The sequence below is a fragment of the Nocardioides sp. W7 genome (assembly GCF_022919075.1).
In the GTDB taxonomy this organism is placed as follows: Bacteria; Actinomycetota; Actinomycetes; order Propionibacteriales; family Nocardioidaceae; genus Nocardioides.
Genome location: NZ_CP095078.1, coordinates 3,828,715 through 3,843,232, shown reverse-complemented (window position 1 = coordinate 3,843,232; position 14,518 = coordinate 3,828,715). Strand labels below are relative to the sequence as shown.

Annotated in this window: 13 protein-coding genes; all 13 read left to right on the top strand. The window is 71.3% G+C overall.

What is annotated here, in order from left to right:
- The first annotated feature begins 6 nt into the window (after positions 1–6).
- The 13 genes from MUB56_RS18195 to aroC all read left to right on the top strand — a co-directional run bounded on the left by MUB56_RS18195 (position 7) and on the right by aroC (position 14,514).
- Positions 7–1,755 carry an ABC transporter substrate-binding protein gene (locus MUB56_RS18195; protein WP_244928423.1) on the top strand — a complete coding sequence of 583 codons (1,749 nt, stop codon included), beginning with the start codon at positions 7–9 and terminating at the stop codon, positions 1,753–1,755.
- A 106-nt stretch (positions 1,756–1,861) separates the two neighbouring features.
- A complete protein-coding gene (locus MUB56_RS18190; RefSeq protein ID WP_244928422.1) occupies positions 1,862–2,869 on the top strand; it encodes an ABC transporter permease in 1,008 nt (335 codons plus the stop codon).
- A 41-nt stretch (positions 2,870–2,910) separates the two neighbouring features.
- Positions 2,911–3,969: an ABC transporter ATP-binding protein gene (locus tag MUB56_RS18185; protein ID WP_244928421.1), complete on the top strand. Its 1,059-nt coding sequence runs from the start codon at positions 2,911–2,913 to the stop codon at positions 3,967–3,969.
- Entirely contained in the window at positions 3,969–5,204 is a 1,236-nt protein-coding gene (locus tag MUB56_RS18180; protein WP_244928420.1) for a dipeptide ABC transporter ATP-binding protein, read from the top strand. Before MUB56_RS18185 ends, MUB56_RS18180 begins: the two co-directional genes overlap by 1 nt.
- A 44-nt stretch (positions 5,205–5,248) precedes the next feature.
- Entirely contained in the window at positions 5,249–6,616 is a 1,368-nt protein-coding gene (locus MUB56_RS18175) for a replication-associated recombination protein A (protein WP_244928419.1), read from the top strand.
- 11 nt (positions 6,617–6,627) lie between these two features.
- The gene (locus tag MUB56_RS18170; RefSeq protein ID WP_244928418.1) at positions 6,628–7,122 is read left to right on the top strand and encodes a hypothetical protein; all 495 of its coding nucleotides are present in this window, start codon (positions 6,628–6,630) and stop codon (positions 7,120–7,122) included.
- Positions 7,119–7,406 carry a DUF6167 family protein gene (locus MUB56_RS18165; RefSeq protein ID WP_244928417.1) on the top strand — a complete coding sequence of 96 codons (288 nt, stop codon included), beginning with the start codon at positions 7,119–7,121 and terminating at the stop codon, positions 7,404–7,406. Before MUB56_RS18170 ends, MUB56_RS18165 begins: the two co-directional genes overlap by 4 nt.
- Positions 7,406–10,099, top strand: a complete 2,694-nt coding sequence (gene alaS, locus MUB56_RS18160) for an alanine--tRNA ligase (RefSeq protein ID WP_244928416.1) — start codon at positions 7,406–7,408, stop codon at positions 10,097–10,099. Before MUB56_RS18165 ends, alaS begins: the two co-directional genes overlap by 1 nt.
- A gap of 4 nt (positions 10,100–10,103) precedes the next feature.
- Positions 10,104–10,562 (top strand): Holliday junction resolvase RuvX, encoded by a 459-nt coding sequence (gene ruvX, locus MUB56_RS18155; RefSeq protein ID WP_244928415.1) that lies wholly within the window; start codon positions 10,104–10,106, stop codon positions 10,560–10,562.
- Positions 10,559–11,764 carry an endolytic transglycosylase MltG gene (gene mltG, locus MUB56_RS18150; RefSeq protein WP_244928414.1) on the top strand — a complete coding sequence of 402 codons (1,206 nt, stop codon included), beginning with the start codon at positions 10,559–10,561 and terminating at the stop codon, positions 11,762–11,764. Before ruvX ends, mltG begins: the two co-directional genes overlap by 4 nt.
- Before the next feature lie 5 nt (positions 11,765–11,769).
- Positions 11,770–12,582 (top strand): shikimate dehydrogenase, encoded by an 813-nt coding sequence (locus tag MUB56_RS18145; RefSeq protein ID WP_244928413.1) that lies wholly within the window; start codon positions 11,770–11,772, stop codon positions 12,580–12,582.
- Positions 12,583–12,587: 5 nt separating this feature from the next.
- A complete protein-coding gene (locus tag MUB56_RS18140) occupies positions 12,588–13,295 on the top strand; it encodes an A24 family peptidase (RefSeq protein WP_244928412.1) in 708 nt (235 codons plus the stop codon).
- A 40-nt stretch (positions 13,296–13,335) separates the two neighbouring features.
- On the top strand, positions 13,336–14,514 hold the full coding sequence (aroC, locus tag MUB56_RS18135) for a chorismate synthase (RefSeq protein WP_244928411.1): 1,179 nt from the start codon (positions 13,336–13,338) through the stop codon (positions 14,512–14,514).
- Positions 14,515–14,518 lie beyond the last annotated feature (4 nt).

The following is a 14,518-nucleotide window of genomic DNA, read 5'->3' as shown; positions in this document are numbered from 1 at the left end:
GACACGATGAAGCGAAGCAAGTCGCTTGCAGCGGTCGCCTGCGTTGCCCTCGTCTCGACGCTCGCCGCCTGTGGCGGGGACGACGACGGCGGGAACAACGACACGAGCGACCGCGATTTCCAGGAGGCCGGCTCGGGCTTCGGCAAGGTGCCGGACGCCGCGGGCCCGGCCCCCGAGATCGAGGGGTCGGCGACCGGTGGGGACATCACCGTCCTCATCCCGAGTGACATCGGTCCCTCGGATCTCGATCCGGCCAACGGCTGGTCCGTGCTGGGCAACTCGATCCAGCAGGCCCTGACCCACCGCTCCCTGACCCAGTACCGCCGCAACGCGGACGGCGACATGGAGCTGGTCCCCGACCTCGCCACCGACCTCGGCCGGCCGAACGACGACTTCACCGAGTGGACCTTCACGCTGAAGGACGGCGTGAAGTGGGAGACCGGTGACCCGATCACCGCCGAGGAGGTCAAGTTCGGCATCGAGCGGACCTTCGACTCCGAGACCTTCACCGGTGGACCGGGTCAGGTCTACTCCGTCGAGAACATCGACTGCGGCGAGGGTTACGCGGGCCCGACGAAGTCCGGCGACTGCCCCGGCATCACCGTCGACGGCCAGGACCTCACCATCAAGATGACCCAGCCGTTCCCGGACATGGACTTCTGGGGCGCGTTCATGGCGATGGGGCCGATCCCGCTGGAGAACTCCGACTTCCCCGCCTACGGCCGCAAGCCGCTGTCGACCGGCCCCTACATGATCAAGGAGTTCCGCCCCAGCGAGTCGCTGACCCTGGTCAAGAACCCCAACTGGGACCCGGCCTCCGACCCGGCTCGCCACCAGTACGCCGACTCCTGGACCATCAAGTTCGACCAGGATCAGGAGAAGGTCGACCAGATCCTCATGAGTGAGAGCGCGGAGGGCCAGACGACCGTGAGCAACGGTCTCGGTGCCACGAACGTGCAGAAGCTCGAGCAGGCCCTGGGCGACAACTTCATCCAGCAGACCGGCCAGTGCGTCAGCTACAAGAACCCGGACTACACCAAGATCACCGACCCGAACATCCGCAAGGCGATCGCGTACTCCTACGACTTCGACAACATCACGCTGGCCGGCGGTCAGGTTCCGAACCTCACCCGGATCCCCGCGAGCACGATCATGCCTCCCGGCATGTCGGGCCGTAAGGAGTACTTCCCGGACGGTGAGCAGTTCACGTTCCAGCCCGAGAAGGCCAAGGAGCTGCTGGCCGAGGCCGGCGCCGAGGGCTACAAGCTGACGATGATCTACGACGACTCCGACGCCGAGCTCAAGGCCGCGGCCGAGCAGGAGAAGAAGGGGTACGAGCAGGGCGGCTTCACCGTCGAGATGATCCCGTTCCAGGAGGACTACTACGACCTCTACGACGACCCGGACAACCCGATCAACCAGAAGCTGAACCTGCGCAACTCCAACTGGTGCTCGGACTGGCCGTCGGCCTCGACGATGATCCCGCCGCTGGTCGTCACCGGTCAGCGCTACAACACGTCGTTCTTCTCCGAGCCGGAGATCGACGACCGGATCAAGGAGATCCCGACGCTGCCGATCGAGGAGCAGCCGGCCGCGTGGGGTGACCTCGACGAGCAGATCGGCACCGAGTTCTTCCCGTTGATCCCGGTCTCCTACCGCAACGACCTGTACGGCGCCGGCGCCAAGATCGGTGGCTTCACCGGTGACGCCGCGATGAGCGCGATCAACTACAAGGATCTCTTCATCATCCAGTGATGCAGCTGTTCCTGCTGTGAATCTGCAGCGGATGGGGGCCGGGTCCGCCTGGCCCCCATCCTCCTGCCCAATCCCGAATTCCTCGCCGTGAGAGGTGCTGGGCTCGATGCTCGCCTACATCATCAAGAGACTGCTCGCCGGAGTGGTCGTCATCATCCTCGTCTCGATGGCGATCTTCGCGCTGTTCTGGTACGGCCCGTCCAGCCCCGCGCGGCCGATCTGCCTCCAGGAGACCTCCAACCGCTGCACGCCCGAGCGGCTGGCGCAGTACGAGGAGCAGATGGGTTACAACAACAGCATCGTCACCGAGTACGGCAAGTACTTCACCGGCATCTTCACCGGGCGGGAGATCGAGGTCGGCAGCTCGACGATCGACTGCGACGCTCCGTGCCTGGGCTTCTCCTACCGCTCCCGGGGCCTGATCTGGGACGAGATGATCACCCGGCTGCCGGCCACCATCTCGCTGGCCCTCGGCAGCGCGGCGCTCTACCTGATCATCGGCATACCCGTCGGAGTGGCAGCCGCGCGAAGACGCGGCACGCTGGGCGACAAGACGCTGGTGACCACGTTCCTGTTCATCAGCTCGGTGCCGTACTACCTGCTGGCCCTACTCGCCTGGCTCTACTTCACGCTGATCTGGGACGTCCCGATCCTCGGATCGAGCGGCTACACGCCGCTGCGCGAAGACCCGGTGGCCTGGTTCACCGGCCTGTTGCTGCCCTGGCTGTGCCTGGGTCTGTGGGGCAGCACCCAGTACACCCGTTACACCCGCGGCGCGATGGTCGAGACCCTCGGTGAGGACTACATCCGTACCGCGAAGGCCAAGGGCCTGACGCCCAACAAGGTGGTCTACCGGCACGGCCTGCGCAGCGCGCTGGTGCCGGTCGTCACGATCTTCGGCATCGACCTCGGGGTGCTGTTGGCGGGCACGCTGTTCACCGAGCGGATCTTCGAGATCCAGGGCATCGGCCTGTGGGGTCTGCGCGGGGTCTACGCCCTCGATCTGCCGGTCGTCTCGGCCACCGCCTTGTTCACGGCGATCATCATGGTCAGCTGCAACCTCATCGTGGACATCGTCTACAGCGGCCTCGACCCCCGGGTGCGCCTGTCATGACCACACCCGTCTCCAGCCCCGTCGAAAGGTCAGGCACCACCGTGTCCGACAGCGACCCGTTCCTCGTCGTCGAGGACCTGTCCGTCGAGTTCCCCACCCCGGACGGCCCGCTCCGAGCGGTCAACGGGGTCAGCTACACCGTCGCGCTGGGCAAGACCCTCGGCATCGTCGGCGAGTCCGGCTCCGGCAAGTCGGTGTCCAGCATGGCCGTCCTCGGTCTGCACGACCCGCAGCGCTCGACGGTCTCCGGCTCGATCCGGGTCGGCGGCCAGGAGATCGTCGGCCTCGCCGAGCCCGCCATGCGCAAGCTGCGCGGCAACACCGTCTCGATGATCTTCCAGGACGCCCTGGCCGCGCTGCACCCGTTCTACCGGGTCGGCGCGCAGCTCACCGAGGCGTACGGCGTGCATCACCCGAGCGCCTCCAAGCGCGACGCCCGGCGCCGCGCGATCGAGATGCTCGACCGGGTGGGCATCCCGCAGCCCGACAGCCGCGTCGACGACTACCCGCACCAGTTCTCCGGCGGCATGCGGCAGCGCGCCATGATCGCGATGGGCCTGATCAACGACCCGTCGCTGCTGATCGCCGACGAGCCCACCACGGCGCTCGACGTGACGGTGCAGGCGCAGATCCTCGACCTGCTGCAGGATCTCCAGCGCGAGTTCAACTCCGCGATCGTCATCATCACCCACGACCTCGGGGTGATCGCCGAGATGGCCGACGACGTCCTGGTGATGTACGCCGGCCGCGCCGTCGAGTACGGCACGACCAAGCAGCTGCTGACCCGTCCTTCGATGCCCTACACCTGGGGTCTGCTCTCCAGCGTCCCCGACGTACAGGCCGACACCAATGCCCGGCTGATCCCGATCCCGGGCAACCCGCCCAGCCTGTTGGACCCGCCGCCGGGGTGCTCGTTCAACCCCCGGTGCGCGCACCGGGACAAGGTGCCGGGTGACCTGTGCCGCACGACGATGCCCGAGCTCGTGCCGGTCGTCCCCGGCAGCGCCCACCTCAAGCGGTGCCACCTGGCCGACCCCGAGTCGGTCTACATCGACGAGGTCCTGCCCGAGATCGCCCCCGACCTGGTCGAGGAGGCCTGATGAGTGACGAGACGACGACCCCTGGCGAGGACCTGTTCCACGAGATCGCCGGCCAGGGGCACACCGCCGCGAAGCTCGACCCGCGGGCCGAGCCGGTCCTCACCGTCGAGGACCTGCGGATGTACTTCCCGGTGAGGTCGGCCGGGCTGGTGCGCCGTACGGTCGGCCACGTCCAGGCCGTCGACGGCATCTCCTTCCAGGTGCCCGAGGGCGGCTCCCTCGGGCTGGTGGGGGAGTCCGGCTGCGGCAAGTCCACGACGGGCCGCCTGATCACCCGGCTCTACAAGCCCACGTCGGGCTCGATGCAGTTCGGCGGCCAGGACCTGGCCACGCTGAGCAAGCGCGAGCTCAAGCCGGTACGGCGCAACGTGCAGATGATCTTCCAGGACCCCTACACCTCGTTGAACCCGCGGCACACCGTCGGGTCGATCGTCGGTGCCCCGCTGTCGGTCCACAACGTGGTGCCGAAGAACCAGATCGTCGGTCGGGTCAAGGAGCTCCTCGAGGTCGTCGGACTCAACCCCGAGCACTACAACCGCTACCCCAACGAGTTCTCCGGCGGCCAGCGGCAGCGCATCGGGATCGCGCGCGCCCTGACCCTGAACCCGCGCCTGCTCGTGGCCGACGAGCCGGTCTCGGCGCTCGACGTGTCCATCCAGGCGCAGGTGATCAACCTGCTCCAGGACCTCCAGCGTGAGTTCAACATCGCCTTCCTGTTCATCGCCCACGACCTGGCGGTGGTCCGGCACTTCTGCCCGGAGGTCGCGGTGATGTACCTCGGCAAGATCGTCGAGATCGCCGACCGCGAGACGCTCTACAGCCGCCCGCACCACCCCTACACCCAGGCGCTGCTGTCGGCAGTGCCCGACGTCAAGCAGGCGGCGATCGGTGGCCGCCGGGAGCGGATCCGGCTGGAGGGCGACGTCCCGAGCCCGATCAACCCGCCGTCCGGCTGCCGGTTCCGCACCCGGTGCCACCTGGCGCAGGAGATCTGCGCCAAGGTCGAGCCGCCGCTGCTGCAGATCGGACCGCGCCACAAGGTCGCGTGCCACTTCGCCGGAGAGCTGGGCAAGGCTCCGCAGCGCCCCGTGACCACCGGCCTGCTCGGCGTCGACGACCGGGGCAACCCGGACGCGTCGTCGACGACCCAGCCGGTGGACGTCGAGCTGATGACCGGGTCGAGCTACGAGGACCGGTGGTTCGACGTGCAGAGCCGCACCGTGGTGAGCCCCTGACGCTGGGGCGGACTCGCACCTCGGGCCCCCGTAAGGTCTTCGACGTGGACGGACTCTTCGACGTGCCCCGCCCCGGCGGCGGGGGCGGTGGCTCGCTGGCGGCGAACACGCACGCCTCGGCGCCGCTCGCCGTGCGGATGCGGCCGCGCACGCTCGACGAGCTGGTCGGCCAGGAGCAGCTGCGCGCTCCCGGCGCGCCACTGCGCCAGCTGATCGAGAACGACCAGTCGATGTCCCTGCTGCTGTGGGGGCCGCCGGGCACCGGAAAGACGACGATCGCCTCGATCGTCAGCCAGCAGACCGACCGGCGCTTCGTCGAGGTCTCGGCGGTCTCGGCCGGCGTCAAGGAGGTGCGGGCGGCGATCGACTCCGCCCGGGCCCAGCTGGTGGCGACCGGCAACGAGACCGTGCTGTTCGTCGACGAGGTGCACCGGTTCAGCAAGGCGCAGCAGGACGCGCTGCTGCCAGGGGTGGAGAACCGCTGGGTGACCCTGGTGGCCGCGACCACCGAGAACCCCTTCTTCTCGGTCATCTCGCCGCTGCTCTCGCGGAGCCTGCTGCTGCGCCTGGAGTCGCTCACCGACGACGACGTGCGCGCCGTGGTCGCGCAGGCGCTGGTCGACGAGCGCGGGCTCGGCGGCCGGTTCACCATCGACAACGACGCCCTCGACCACCTGGTCCGGCTCGCCGGCGGCGACGCCCGACGCTCCCTGACCTACCTGGAGGCCGCGACGGGGGCCGCGGTCTCGACGAGACCGGGCACCGGTGAGGAGCCGATCGTCGTCGACCTGGCCACGGCCGAGCTGGCGGTCGACCAGGCGGCGGTCCGCTACGACCGCCAGGGCGACCAGCACTACGACGTCACCAGCGCCTTCATCAAGTCGGTGCGCGGCTCGGACGCCGACGCGGCCCTGCACTACCTGGCCCGGATGATGGAGGCGGGGGAGGACCCGCGGTTCATCGCGCGACGGCTGGTGATCCTGGCCAGCGAGGACATCGGGCTGGCCGACCCGACCGCGATCACCACGGCTGTGGCGGCCGCCCAGGTGGTCCAGCTGATCGGCATGCCGGAGGCCCAGCTGACCCTCGCGCACGCCACGATCGCGCTGGCCGTCGCACCGAAGTCGAACGCCGTCACCACTGCCATCGGCGCGGCGATCGCGGACGTGAAGGCCGGAAAGATCGGTCCGGTGCCCGGCCACCTGCGCGACGCCCACTACGGCGGGGCCAAGAAACTGGGGCACGGCAAGGGGTACCAGTACAGCCATGACGCGCCGTACGGCATCGCCGAGCAGCAGTACGCCCCCGACGTCGTCAACGACGCCACCTACTACCAGCCGACCGCCCTCGGTGCGGAGGCCGCGGTCAAGGAGCGCTGGGAGCGGGTCCGGCGGCTGATCCGGGGACGATAGGCTCGACTGTCATGACCGAATGGATCGCGCCCGCAGCCGCGGTGCTCGTGGCGCTGGTGGCGCTCGGGCTCGCCGTGGCGCTGCTGCGCGCCCGGTCCGCGCACGCGCAGGTGCTGGCCGCGGTCCGGGCCGAGTCCACCGAGCTGCGCGAGCGCCTCGACCGCCTGGAGCGGTCCGAGGAGCGCTCGCCGAGCCCGTCGCCTGAGCCCGCGCACGTGATCACCCGGCTCGGGGAGGAACCGTCCCCGGTGCCCGCCGCGGCGCCGACGGTCGACGGTCGGCTCTTCGCGGACCTGGTGCTGAGGGAGTCGGTCGTGCAGGCCGCCTCGCTCGCCCACGGCGTACGACGGGCGCTGGCGCCCGAGACCCGCAACCGGATCCGGTTCGAGATGCGGCGCGAGGTCAAGCGGGCCCGCAAGCAGCGCCGCGCCGACCTGCGTGAGGCCAAGCGCGACTGGGCCGCCCGTCAGCGAGCAGACCTGAACCAGGAGGGCAGCGCCGCATGAACCGCGGCCTCTGGTTCGTTGCCGGGGCCGGGGCCGGGGTCTACGCGATGATCCGCGGGCGCCGCGCGGCCGAGGCGCTCACCGCCGAGGGTCTCCGGGACCGGTGGAGTGCCGCCACCCTCGGCCTCCGGATGGTCCGCGACGAGGTCGCCCAGGGTAAGGCCGAGGCCGAGCTCGACCTCCGGGCCCGACTGGGGCTCGTCCCCGACACCACCCCGGAGCTTGAGGCTCCGACCCGCACCACCACCGAGATCAGCAGCACCGACGAGGAAGGCACCCACTGATGGACACCGCGGAGATCCGACGGAGGTTCGTCGCTCACTTCGAGCGCGCCGGCCACACCCCCGTACCGTCCGCGTCGCTGCTGCTCGACGACCCGAACCTGCTGTTCGTGAACGCCGGCATGGTGCCGTTCAAGCCGTACTTCCTCGGCCAGGAGACCCCGCCGTACACCCGCGCGACCAGCGTGCAGAAGTGCGTGCGGACCCCCGACATCGAGGACGTCGGCAAGACCACCCGGCACGGCACGTTCTTCGAGATGTGCGGCAACTTCTCCTTCGGCGACTACTTCAAGGAAGGCGCCATCGAGCTGGCCTGGGAGCTGGTCACCAAGTCCCAGGCCGACGGCGGCTTCGGGTTCGACGAGTCGGTCCTCTACCCGTCCGTGCTGGACGGCGACGAGGAGGCCGTCACGCTCTGGAAGCGGATCACCGGCCTGCCGGACGACCGGATCGTGCGCCTGCCTCCCAAGGAGAACTACTGGAGCATGGGCGTCCCCGGCCCGGGAGGTCCCTGCTCGGAGCTGTTGATCGACCGCGGCCCGGCGTACGGCGCCGACCGCGACTGGGACGCCGGCGACCGCTACCTGGAGTTCTGGAACCTCGTCTTCATGCAGGACGAGCTCTCGGCCGTGCGCAGCAAGTCGGACTTCGACATCGCCGGCGAGCTGCCGAAGAAGAACATCGACACCGGCATGGGCCTGGAGCGGGTCGCGTACCTGCTCCAGGGCAAGGACAACATGTACGAGACCGACGTGATGTTCCCGGTGATCGAGAAGGCGATGGCCCTCACCGGCAAGCGGTACGGCGCCGACCACGAGGACGACGTCCGCTTCCGCGTGGTCGCCGACCACGTGCGCAGCTCGATGATGCTGATCGGCGACGGCGTCACCCCCGGCAACGAGGCGCGCGGCTACGTGCTGCGCCGGCTGCTGCGTCGCGCGGTGCGCTCCATGCGCCTGCTCGGGTACGGCGACCCCGCGCTGCCCGAGCTGATGCCGGTCTCGCGCGACAGGATGGCCGAGACCTACACCGACCTGCGCACCGACTGGGACCGGATCGCCCGGGTCGCGTACGCCGAGGAGGAGACGTTCCGCAAGACGCTCCAGGCCGGCACCCAGATCTTCGACCTGGCCGCGACCGAGGTGAAGAAGTCGGGCTCGACCCGGCTCGCGGGCGACCAGGCGTTCGCCCTGCACGACACCTACGGCTTCCCGATCGACCTGACCCTGGAGATGGCGTCCGAGGCCGGCCTGAGCGTCGACGAGGAGGGCTTCCGCTCGCTGATGGCCGAGCAGCGCGAGCGGGCCAAGGCCGACGCGCGCTCCAAGAAGGGCCAGCACGCCGACACCGGCGTCTACCGCGGCATCCTCGACGCCAACGGGCCGACCGACTGGCTGGCCTACGAGACGCTGGAGACGGAGTCGCGCGCGCTCGCGGTGCTGCAGCAGGGTGCCCCGGTGAGCACCCTGCGCGCCGGCGAGGTCGGTGAGCTGGTCCTCGACCGCACGCCGTTCTACGCCGAGTCCGGCGGCCAGGCGGCCGACGCCGGCATCATCGAGTTCGACGGTGGCCGGCTCGAGGTGCTCGACGTACAGCGCCCGATCAAGGGTCTGGTCGTCCACCAGGTGCGCGTCGTCGACGGCGAGCTGGCCTCGGCCGAGGGAGCCACGCTGCACGCCCAGGTCGACCCGGAGTGGCGCACCGGCGCCCGCCAGGCACACTCCGGCACCCACGTCGTGCACGCCGCGCTCCGCGAGGTGCTCGGTCCCACGGCGCTGCAGTCCGGCTCCTACAACCGCCCCGGCTACCTGCGCCTCGACTTCGGCTGGACCACCGGGCTGCGCCCGGAGCAGGTCGCCGACATCGAGCTGGTGTCCAACAACGCCCTGCGCGCCGACCTGCCGGTCGGCTGGCAGTACATGACGCTGCCCGAGGCAAAGGACTGGGGCGCGGTCGCGCTCTTCGGAGAGACCTACGACGACTCGAAGGTGCGGGTCGTGGAGATCGGCGGGCCGTGGTCGCGCGAGCTGTGCGGCGGCACCCACGTCGACCACTCCTCGCAGATCGGCACCATCGTCGTGACGGGGGAGTCCTCGGTCGGCTCCGGCAACCGCCGCATCGAGGCGTTCACCGGCGTCGAGGGCTTCCGCTACCTGGCCCGCGAGCGCGACGTCGTCGGCCAGCTCACCGGCCTGCTGAAGACCCAGCCCGACGACCTGGTCGGACGGGTCTCCGACCTGGTCGAGCGCCTGCGTGCGGCCGAGAAGGAGATCGAGCGGGCGCGGCTGTCCCAGCTGCTCGCCGGGGGCGCGCAGCTCGCGGCCGGCGCGAGCGTCGTCGGCGGCGTGCACGTGGTGGCCCACCGCGTCGACGGCGCCGGGGGCGGCGACGTCCGCACCCTCGCGATGGACGTCCGCGGCCGGCTGCCCGACGGTGTCCCGGGGGTGGTCGTCGTGATCGGCGCCGCCGACGGGAAGGTCTCCGTGGTGGCCGCGACGACCGAGCGGGCCCGCGACCTCGGCCTGAGCGCCAACGACCTGGTCCGCGCCGTCGGTCCGTTCGTCGGCGGCAAGGGCGGCGGTAAGGCCGACGTCGCGCAGGGTGGCGGCACCGACGCCTCCCGCATCGACGAGGCGTTGGCCGCCGTACACGCCGAGGTCGCCCGCGCGACCGGCCAGTCCACCGGGCAGGCCTGAGCAGTTGCGTCCCGGCGTACGGATCGGCATCGACCCCGGCGACGCCCGGATCGGGGTGGCGCGCAGCGACCCGACGGGCTTCCTCGCGACGCCCGTCGAGACGGTACGCCGCGGCCGCGGCGACCTGGGCCGGATCGCGGCGATCGTGACCGAGCACGAGGCGGTCGAGGTCGTCCTCGGGCTGCCCCGGTCGCTGTCGGGACGCGAGGGCCCGGCGGCCGTGAAGACCCGCGAGTTCGCGGCCCGGCTCTCCCGATCGGTGGCGCCGGTTCCGGTGCGGCTGGTCGACGAGCGGCTGACCACGGTGTCGGCGGAGGCTATGCTGCGCGACCGAGGCCGCAAGGGGGCCGATCGACGTGCCGTGGTCGACCAGGCCGCGGCGGTGCTGATCCTTCAGCACGCACTGGACACCGAGCGCGCGACCGGGACCGCGCCGGGTGAGATCGTCGAGGAGACGAGATGAACGACGAGCACGAGCCCGGGACCTTCGACGACTCGAGCATCCTGCCCCGGGTGGCCGACGACCAGCCGGCGCGTCCGGCTTCCCCCGGCGGGTCCCGGCGCGCGAAGAAGAAGCGTGGCCGCGGCCTCTCCGGGTGCCTGGCCGTGCTGGTCGCGTTCGCCGTGATCGCCGGCCTGCTCTACGTCGGCGTCACCACCGGCCTCGACAAGCTCCAGGACCAGTTCGCCGACCCCGAGGACTACCCCGGGCCCGGCAGCGGCAGCCTGACCTTCGAGGTGGCCAAGGGCGAGAACGGCTCCGCGATCTGTCGCAACCTCGAGGCCGAGGGTGTCGTCGCCTCGGTCGACGCCTGCGTCGGCGCGGTCAACGGCAACCCGCAGGCCGGGGGGATCCAGGTCGGCTACTACGACCTGCAGAAGGAGATGGCCTCCGAGGACGCGATCGCCCTGCTCGTCGACCCGGCCAACCTGGTCACCAGCACGGTCACCATCCCGGAGGGCCTGCGCCTGACCGAGGTCGTGAAGGCCCTCGCGAAGGGCACCGGTTTCCCGGAGCGCGCCTTCAACAAGGCGCTGGAGAACCCCGCCGAGCTGGGCCTGCCCGAGTACGCCGGGGGCAACGCCGAGGGCTACCTGTTCCCGGCGACGTACGCCTTCGGTCCCAACGACAAGCCCGCCGACATGCTGAAGCAGATGGTCGCCCGGTGGTCCCAGGCGGCCGAGAGCGCCGACCTCGAGGGCGCGGCGGAGCGGCTGGGCTACACCCCGCACGAGCTGATGACCATCGCCAGCCTGATCGAGGCGGAGGGTCGCGGCGAGGACATGCCGAAGATCTCCCGGGTCATCTACAACCGGATCGAGAACCCCGGCACGGCCGGAACCATCGGCAGGCTCCAGATCGACGCGACGGTCAACTACGCCGCCGGCAACACGCTGGGTGCGGTGCCGACGTCCGACGACCTGAAGATCGACTCGCCGTACAACACCTACGAGGTCGACGGCCTGCCGCCGGGCCCGATCGAGGCCCCCGGCGACGCCGCGATCGCGGCGGCGGCGAAGCCAGCCGAGGGTGACTGGTACTACTACGTCACGGTCAACCTGGCGACGGGCGAGACGAAGTTCGCCGAGACGAACGAGGAGTTCCTGACCTACAAGAACGAGCTGCGCGACTACTGCGCGACCGAGTCCGAAGGCGCCTGCTGAGGTCGATGCGGTGCGCTGTCCTGGGTGACCCGATCACCCACTCGCTCTCGCCCGCCCTGCATCGGGCCGGGTACGCCGCCGCCGGCCTCACCGGCTGGTCGTACGACGCCGTGCGGGTGCCGGCGGGCGGCGTCCGGGGCTTCGTCGAGGCGCTCGACGCGACCTGGCGGGGTCTGTCGGTCACCGCGCCGCTGAAGCGCGAGGTGCTGGTGCTGGCCACCGAGGTCACCGAGCGGGCCCGCCTGGCCGGCGCGGCCAACACGCTGGTGATCGGCCCCGAGGGCCGGCTCGCCGACAACACCGACCTCCCGGGTGCGGTCGCCGCGGTCCGGGAGCGGTACGCCGGGCCGGTCACCTCCGCGACGGTGCTCGGTGCCGGCGCGACGGCCGCCTCGACTGGCCTGGCGCTGGTTGAGCTCGGCGCCCGCAGCGTGACGCTGCTGGCCCGCTCGCCCGAGCGTGCGGCCGAGACCGCCGCCGTGATCGCCGCCCACCCCAGCGCGCCCCGGGTCCGGGTCGGCTCGCTGGCGCTCGACCCGGTCGTCGGCGAGGTAGTCGTCTCGACCGTCCCGGCACAGGCCCAGACCGAGGACCTCGTGGCCCGCTGCGGCGCGGCCGCCGTGGTCTTCGAGGCGCTCTACGCGCCCTGGCCCACGCCGTTGTCCCGCTCGGCGGCCGACCGGGCGCTGGTGGGCGGGCTGGACCTCCTGGTCCACCAGGCAGCGCTCCAGTTCACGATGTTCACCGGCCTCCCGGCCCCGCTCGAGCAGATGCGCGCGGCCGGCGAGCAGGCGCTGGCGGAGCGGTCGGCGAGGTGAGCCCGGTGGCCGCGGCCGCCGTGGCGGCGCTGGTCGGCGCCGTGCTCGGCGCCCTCGTCCCGTCCCTGGTCGGGCGGATCCCCGAGCCCGCCGAGGACCCGCACCCCGAGGACGGCCCCAAGGTCCCGTACGCCGTGCTGGCCGCCCGGCCCGGTCTGGCCATGCGGACCGCCGTCGTCAGCGGCGTCGCCAGCGGCCTGCTCGGGTACGCCGTCGGCTGGGAGCGCGCCCTGGTCGGGCTGCTGCCGCTGGTGCCCGTGTGTGTCGCGCTGGGCCTGGTCGACCTGCGCACCCGTCTGCTCCCGCGGGTGGTGGTGCTGCCGGCGACCGCCGGGCTCGTCGTGCTCGCGGTCGTGGAGGCGCTCGCGACCGGTGACCGCGACGACCTGGTGCGAGCCGCGATCGGCCTGGTGGTGGCTCGGTCGTGCTACTGGCTGCTGTGGTTCGTGCACTCGGCCGGCATGGGGTTCGGCGACGTCCGGCTCGCGGCGCTGCTCGGCTTCGCGCTGGCCTACCTCGGCTGGGCGGAGTTCGCGCTCGGCGTGTACGCCGGCTTCCTCGTCTTCGCGCTGCCCGGTCTGCTGCTGGCGATCGTGCGTCGGGACCGGTCGCTGCTGCGGTCGCCGTACCCCTTCGGTCCGGCGATGATCGTGGGCGCCCTGCTGGGCGTCGTGCTCGGCCCCACACTGCTGTCCGGTCTCGCACTGGCATGACCGGCGACGACCGCCGTCGCGGTCGTGAAAGACTTGGCCCATGCTGCGTTGGCTCACCGCGGGCGAGTCCCACGGCCCGTCCCTGGTCGCGATCCTCGAAGGCCTCCCGGCCCATGTCCGGGTGACGAGCGAGGACGTCCAGGACTCCCTGTCCCGCCGGCGCCTCGGCTACGGCCGCGGCGCCCGGATGAAGTTCGAGCAGGACGAGGTCACCCTGGTGGGCGGCGTCCGGCACGGTGAGACCCAGGGCGGACCGGTCGCCGTCCAGGTCGGCAACACCGAGTGGCCCAAGTGGGAGAAGGTGATGGCCGCCGACCCGGTCGACCCGGTCGAGCTGGAGGGCATGGCGCGCAACGCGGCGCTGACCCGGCCCCGCCCCGGTCACGCCGACCTCGCCGGCATGCAGAAGTACGACTTCGCCGACGCCCGCCCGATCCTCGAGCGCGCCTCCGCCCGGGAGACCGCTGCCCGGGTCGCGCTCGGCCGGGTGGCCAGCAACTTCCTCGAGCAGGCCGTCGGCGCCCGCATCGTCTCCCACGTCATCGAGCTCGGCGGCGTCCGCGCCCCTGCGGGCCTGTGGCCCGAGGCGGACGACGTGCAGCGGCTCGACGACGACCCGGTGCGCTGTCTCGACGCCGACACCAGCAAGCTGATGGTGGAGCGGATCGACCAGGCCCACACCGACGGCGACACCCTCGGCGGCGTCGTCGAGGTCGTCGTCCACGGGCTCCCGCCGGGCCTCGGCTCGCACGTGCACTGGGACCGGCGCCTCGACTCGCGCCTGGCGGGCGCGCTGATGGGCATCCAGGCGATCAAGGGCGTCGAGGTCGGCGACGGCTTCGAGCTCGCGGCCACGCCGGGCTCGCTCGCCCACGACGAGATCGTCCCCACCGAGGACGGCATCCGCCGGGTCAGCGGGCGCTCCGGAGGTATCGAGGGCGGCATGACCACCGGCGAGGTGCTCCGGGTCCGGGCGGCGATGAAGCCGATCGCGACGGTCCCGCGGGCGCTGCGCACGGTCGACCTCGCCACCGGCGAGGCAGCGGTCGCCCACCACCAGCGCTCCGACGTCTGTGCCGTCCCGGCCGCCGGCATCGTCGCCGAGGCGATGGTGGCGCTGGTGCTGGCGGACGCCGTCACCGAGAAGTTCGGCGGTGACTCCGTGCGCGAGACCCGGCGCAACGCCGAGTCCTACCTCGACACGCTCCGTTTCAAGTGACACC

Coding starts and splice junctions, on each gene's coding strand:
- MUB56_RS18190 (WP_244928422.1), top strand. CDS start 1,862: ATGCTCGCCTACATCATCAAGAGACTGCTCGCCGGAGTGGTCGTCATC.
- MUB56_RS18180 (WP_244928420.1), top strand. CDS start 3,969: ATGAGTGACGAGACGACGACCCCTGGCGAGGACCTGTTCCACGAGATC.
- mltG (WP_244928414.1), top strand. CDS start 10,559: ATGAACGACGAGCACGAGCCCGGGACCTTCGACGACTCGAGCATCCTG.
- MUB56_RS18170 (WP_244928418.1), top strand. CDS start 6,628: ATGACCGAATGGATCGCGCCCGCAGCCGCGGTGCTCGTGGCGCTGGTG.
- MUB56_RS18165 (WP_244928417.1), top strand. CDS start 7,119: ATGAACCGCGGCCTCTGGTTCGTTGCCGGGGCCGGGGCCGGGGTCTAC.
- MUB56_RS18145 (WP_244928413.1), top strand. CDS start 11,770: ATGCGGTGCGCTGTCCTGGGTGACCCGATCACCCACTCGCTCTCGCCC.
- alaS (WP_244928416.1), top strand. CDS start 7,406: ATGGACACCGCGGAGATCCGACGGAGGTTCGTCGCTCACTTCGAGCGC.
- MUB56_RS18195 (WP_244928423.1), top strand. CDS start 7: ATGAAGCGAAGCAAGTCGCTTGCAGCGGTCGCCTGCGTTGCCCTCGTC.
- aroC (WP_244928411.1), top strand. CDS start 13,336: ATGCTGCGTTGGCTCACCGCGGGCGAGTCCCACGGCCCGTCCCTGGTC.